This window comes from Klebsiella sp. K-3, from assembly GCF_051207495.1.
Classification (GTDB): domain Bacteria; phylum Pseudomonadota; class Gammaproteobacteria; order Enterobacterales; family Enterobacteriaceae; genus Klebsiella; species Klebsiella aerogenes.
Map to the genome: position 1 here is coordinate 1 of NZ_JBPNXF010000028.1, position 4,273 is coordinate 4,273.

The 4,273-nt window shown below is 49.9% G+C and carries 4 protein-coding genes and 4 tRNA genes; 1 reads left to right on the forward strand and 7 read right to left on the reverse strand.

Going from position 1 to position 4,273, the window contains the following annotated elements:
• From ACSEMK_RS23955 to ACSEMK_RS23975, 5 genes are all read right to left on the reverse strand, one after another.
• Positions 1 to 99, reverse strand: a 99-nt coding sequence (locus tag ACSEMK_RS23955; RefSeq protein WP_001363157.1) for a GTP-binding protein, incomplete at its 3' end; no start/stop codon positions are given.
• A 115-nt stretch (positions 100 to 214) separates the two neighbouring features.
• Positions 215 to 290: transfer RNA gene (locus tag ACSEMK_RS23960), tRNA-Thr, on the reverse strand.
• Between the two features lie 5 nt (positions 291 to 295).
• Positions 296 to 370, reverse strand: a tRNA-Gly gene (locus ACSEMK_RS23965).
• Positions 371 to 485: 115 nt separating this feature from the next.
• A tRNA-Tyr gene (locus ACSEMK_RS23970) sits at positions 486 to 570 on the reverse strand.
• 10 nt (positions 571 to 580) lie between these two features.
• Positions 581 to 656 (reverse strand) — tRNA-Thr (locus ACSEMK_RS23975).
• Between the two features lie 430 nt (positions 657 to 1,086).
• Between ACSEMK_RS23975 and coaA the strand changes: the two genes are divergently transcribed.
• Positions 1,087 to 2,037 (forward strand): type I pantothenate kinase, encoded by a 951-nt coding sequence (gene coaA / locus ACSEMK_RS23980; protein ID WP_015368830.1) that lies wholly within the window; start codon positions 1,087 to 1,089, stop codon positions 2,035 to 2,037.
• Between the two features lie 26 nt (positions 2,038 to 2,063).
• On the opposite strand, the gene birA is transcribed toward coaA, so the two are convergent.
• Positions 2,064 to 3,026: a bifunctional biotin--[acetyl-CoA-carboxylase] ligase/biotin operon repressor BirA gene (birA, locus tag ACSEMK_RS23985; protein ID WP_087859665.1), complete on the reverse strand. Its 963-nt coding sequence runs from the start codon at positions 3,024 to 3,026 to the stop codon at positions 2,064 to 2,066.
• Entirely contained in the window at positions 3,023 to 4,078 is a 1,056-nt protein-coding gene (gene murB / locus ACSEMK_RS23990) for a UDP-N-acetylmuramate dehydrogenase (protein WP_430915551.1), read from the reverse strand. Before murB ends, birA begins: the two co-directional genes overlap by 4 nt.
• Positions 4,079 to 4,273 lie beyond the last annotated feature (195 nt).

A 4,273-nucleotide genomic window follows, 5' to 3' on the forward strand; every position in this document is an offset into this window, starting at 1 on the left:
AGTGATTGCAGCGGTCAGCGTTGTTTTACCATGGTCAACGTGGCCGATAGTACCGACGTTAACGTGCGGTTTTGTACGTTCAAACTTTTCTTTAGACATCGATTGTCCCTCTAAGACACGGATAAATCGGTGATATCACCACATCAACCAGGCAACATGCCCGACTTGTTGAATGCAATAAACAGAGAGAAACAGGGAAGGAGAGATAAAGAAGTGGTGCTGATACCCAGAGTCGAACTGGGGACCTCACCCTTACCAAGGGTGCGCTCTACCAACTGAGCCATATCAGCACGTCTGGAGCGGGCAGCGGGAATCGAACCCGCATCATCAGCTTGGAAGGCTGAGGTAATAGCCATTATACGATGCCCGCATCCTGAAACTCGGCTACCCAGTTCTTTCTGTAACAAAAAAGAGATTGCTCTCTTTAATGTTGAGCTGATTAGTTTACCCAACCAACTCCGGCTACGCAAAGCGTCGCCCGAAAGTGGTGGTGGGGGAAGGATTCGAACCTTCGAAGTCGATGACGGCAGATTTACAGTCTGCTCCCTTTGGCCGCTCGGGAACCCCACCCAAATTGTTATGGTGCCGACTACCGGAATCGAACTGGTGACCTACTGATTACAAGTCAGTTGCTCTACCTACTGAGCTAAGTCGGCATCAAGTAGCGCGCATTCTAGGGAGACCTGCGAGTTCATGCAACTAAAAATTTGCATAAAACGTTCTCTTGCTCACATTTTGTGCTCTTACGCGAAAAAACGGTGTAATTTCAAACAATGGAGTGCAAAAAAAGCGCATTCCTTAATGCAGAATTTGTTTCGCTGCGCCTGTCAGATACAAGAGTGACGGTTTTTTCACCTGGGAATCCTGGTGGCAGGCGCGATCGCTAACCTGCAAAGATAGCAGACTCGCTTTCTCCCCTCTTTCTACTTATTCATCACTTGTGATGCTGCTATGAGAAAGCGCCCTTCGATGAGTTTTTTTCTTATTATTCCCGGCATTCTGGTGTTACCCTCCTGCCCATTGTCCTGATTAACTAGTGTGAAGCATCACCGCTACCTCTTTTTCGGTGATAGTAAGAACATGCTTATGAGCAAAAAAGAGCAGACGTTAATGACACCCTATCTACAATTTAACCGCAACCAATGGGCTGCACTTCGTGATTCCGTTCCGATGACGCTGACAGAGGAAGAAATCGCGCGGTTAAAAGGCATCAACGAAGATCTTTCGCTGGAAGAAGTCGCCGAGATCTATTTGCCGCTGTCACGTTTGCTCAATTTCTATATCAGTTCCAACCTCCGTCGCCAGGCGGTGCTTGAGCAATTCCTTGGTACCAACGGCCAGCGTATCCCTTACATCATCAGTATTGCAGGTAGCGTAGCGGTGGGTAAAAGTACAACAGCGCGTGTTTTACAGGCGCTGCTTAGCCGCTGGCCGGAACATCGTCATGTTGAACTGATAACTACCGATGGCTTCTTACATCCTAACTCGGTGTTAAAAGAACGCGGCTTGATGAAGAAAAAGGGCTTCCCGCAGTCCTATGATATGCATCGGTTGGTGAAGTTTGTTTCTGACCTGAAATCTGGCGTACCAAATGCCACCGCGCCTGTCTATTCCCATCTGATTTATGATGTTATTCCTGATGGCGATAAAACCGTTGCTCAACCGGATATTCTTATTCTGGAAGGTTTGAACGTTCTGCAAAGCGGGATGGATTATCCGCACGATCCGCATCATGTATTTGTCTCTGACTTTGTCGACTTCTCTATTTATGTCGATGCGCCGGAAGACTTATTAAAGAACTGGTATATCAATCGCTTCCTGAAATTCCGTGAAGGTGCTTTTACCGATCCGGATTCTTATTTCCATAATTACGCCAAACTCTCAAAAGACGAAGCGGTCAATATTGCCACTTCATTATGGAATGAGATCAACCTACTGAACTTAAAAGAAAATATATTACCAACCAGAGAGCGGGCCAGCTTGATAATGACCAAAAGTGCAAATCATTCGGTCGATCAAGTTCGCCTACGGAAATAAAAAAGGGAGCGCAAGCTCCCTTCTGTTTATTCAGCGCTACGCAGCGATATCTCGCCTCCGACCCAAGGTTTAATTACCCCGTCCTGCTCGAGTAATAATGCCCCTTGCGCATCAATTCCGCGAGAAATACCAAATATTTCCTTATCGCCAATAATTAGCTTCACTGGCCGATTGATAAAGTTGTCCAGTTTTTCCCAGCGTGGCAGATAAGGTGTTAAACCTTCCTGTTCGAATAGCTGCAAACCGGTACGTAACGCTTTCACCAGACGCGCCGTCAGGGTGTTACGGTCAATGAAGACTCCCGCCTCCTGAAGGCTGATCCACCCCTGATTGACAACATCAGACTCAACCCGGCGCATCACGAGGTTGATACCAGCACCGCTGACGATCTGCGCGGCATCACCGGTTTTACCTGTCAGTTCTACCAGGATACCGGACAACTTGCGGTCCTGCAGATAAATATCATTCGGCCATTTGACCCGAACGTTATCCGCCCCCAGGCTCTGCAGTACTTCTGCAATCACAATACCGATGACCAGGCTCAAACCAATCGCAGCGGCAGGGCCTTGTTCCAGACGCCAGTACATGGAGAGATAAAGATTGGCCCCAAACGGTGAGAACCACTTACGCCCGCGGCGACCGCGACCAGCCTGCTGATATTCAGCGACACAAGCATCACCTGACTCCAGTTCGTCCAGCCGATCCAGCAAATACTGGTTGGTGGAATCAATCACCGGCAGCACGGTAATACGACCTTGTTTAATCTGCCCGGCAATCTTTTGCTCATCCAGTAATTCGATCGGCTCAGGGAGGCTATAGCCCTTCCCTGGTACGGTAAATACATCAACACCCCAGTCGCGGAGCGTCTGCATATGTTTGTTAATTGCCGCGCGGCTCATTCCCAGGCGTTCGCCGAGTTGTTCACCAGAGTGAAACTCGCCATCCGCCAGAATAGAGATAAGCGTCAGGGGTACGGTATTGTCTTTCATGCAATCACCTCTTCCGCATTCACTTCACCCTGCTCTCCGATGAAGCGCACTTCAGGCTGGAGCCAAACGTTAAATTTCTCGCCCACCTGCTGGCGGACATAGTGTGCCAACCCAACGACATCATCGCTGGTCGCCTGGTTTTCGTTGATCAGTACCAGCGCCTGCTGGCGGTGAACGGCAGCCCCACCGATCGTTTTACCTTTTAGCTGACACTGGTCGATAAGCCAACCGGCCGCCAGCTTAATGCTGCCGTCAGCCTGTGGATAATGTGGCGCATTAGGGAATGCTGCCAGCAACGCCTGGGCGACCTGAGTACTGACGACCGGGTTTTTAAAGAAGCTTCCGGCATTACCATTTACTTTCGGATCCGGTAACTTGGTCATACGCATATGGCAAACCGCATCAAATACCTGGCGCGGGGTAACAGTTTGCGGATCGAGACGGGTTAAATCACCGTAGGTCAGGACAGGCTGCCACGCTTTTTTCAGCCATAGCCCAACAGCCACTATCGCGTAACGATCCTGATATTCATGTTTGAAAATACTGTCGCGATAGCCGAAACGACACTCTGCGGCAGAGAGGCGCTGCTTGCGACCCGTCTCAAGTTCGATACAGTCTACGTATTCACATACTCGCTGTAGCTCGACGCCATAGGCACCAATATTTTGAATTGGCGACGACCCTGCGCAGCCAGGAATTAAGGCCAGGTTTTCCAGCCCAGGCATTCCATTTTCCAGCGTAAATTGCACCAGTTGATGCCAGTTTTCACCGGCGCCAACGTGCAAACGCCAGGCTTCAGACGTTTCGCTTACCTCGATCCCCATGATGCGGTTGATGATCACCGTGCCGGAATAGTCTTTCAGGAACAGAACGTTGCTTCCTTCTCCAAGGATCAGACAAGGTTGGTGTTCTGCAGCGGCGGCTTGCCAGGCAGCCAGCAACTGTTGTTCATTTTCAGCAAGTACAATTGCTTTGGCAGAATGGCTAATGCCAAAGGTATTCCAGGGTTTGAGGGAGAGGTTCATAGTGGCTTCCTGATGCAAAATCTGCATTAGTTTACCGTATATAGCGAGGGAAGGCTTGCCTGAATAATATCGGTTCAGGGCCGGATTCTAGTCATCATGGGCGTTAATGAATGGCGGCGCAGACCGGGGAAGGATCGGTAGCCCCGGTAAGCGCAGCGCCACCGGGGGGATAGACGCCACACAGCAAAAAACCCCGCACCTTTCGGTACGGGGTTCTTCTTG

What these genes read in the sequence shown, in the direction of transcription:
- birA (WP_087859665.1), bottom strand. Translation starts at nt 3,026, where the DNA reads ATGAAAGACAATACCGTACCCCTGACGCTTATCTCTATTCTGGCGGAT.
- murB (WP_430915551.1), bottom strand. Translation starts at nt 4,078, where the DNA reads ATGCAGATTTTGCATCAGGAAGCCACTATGAACCTCTCCCTCAAACCC.
- coaA (WP_015368830.1), top strand. Translation starts at nt 1,087, where the DNA reads ATGAGCAAAAAAGAGCAGACGTTAATGACACCCTATCTACAATTTAAC.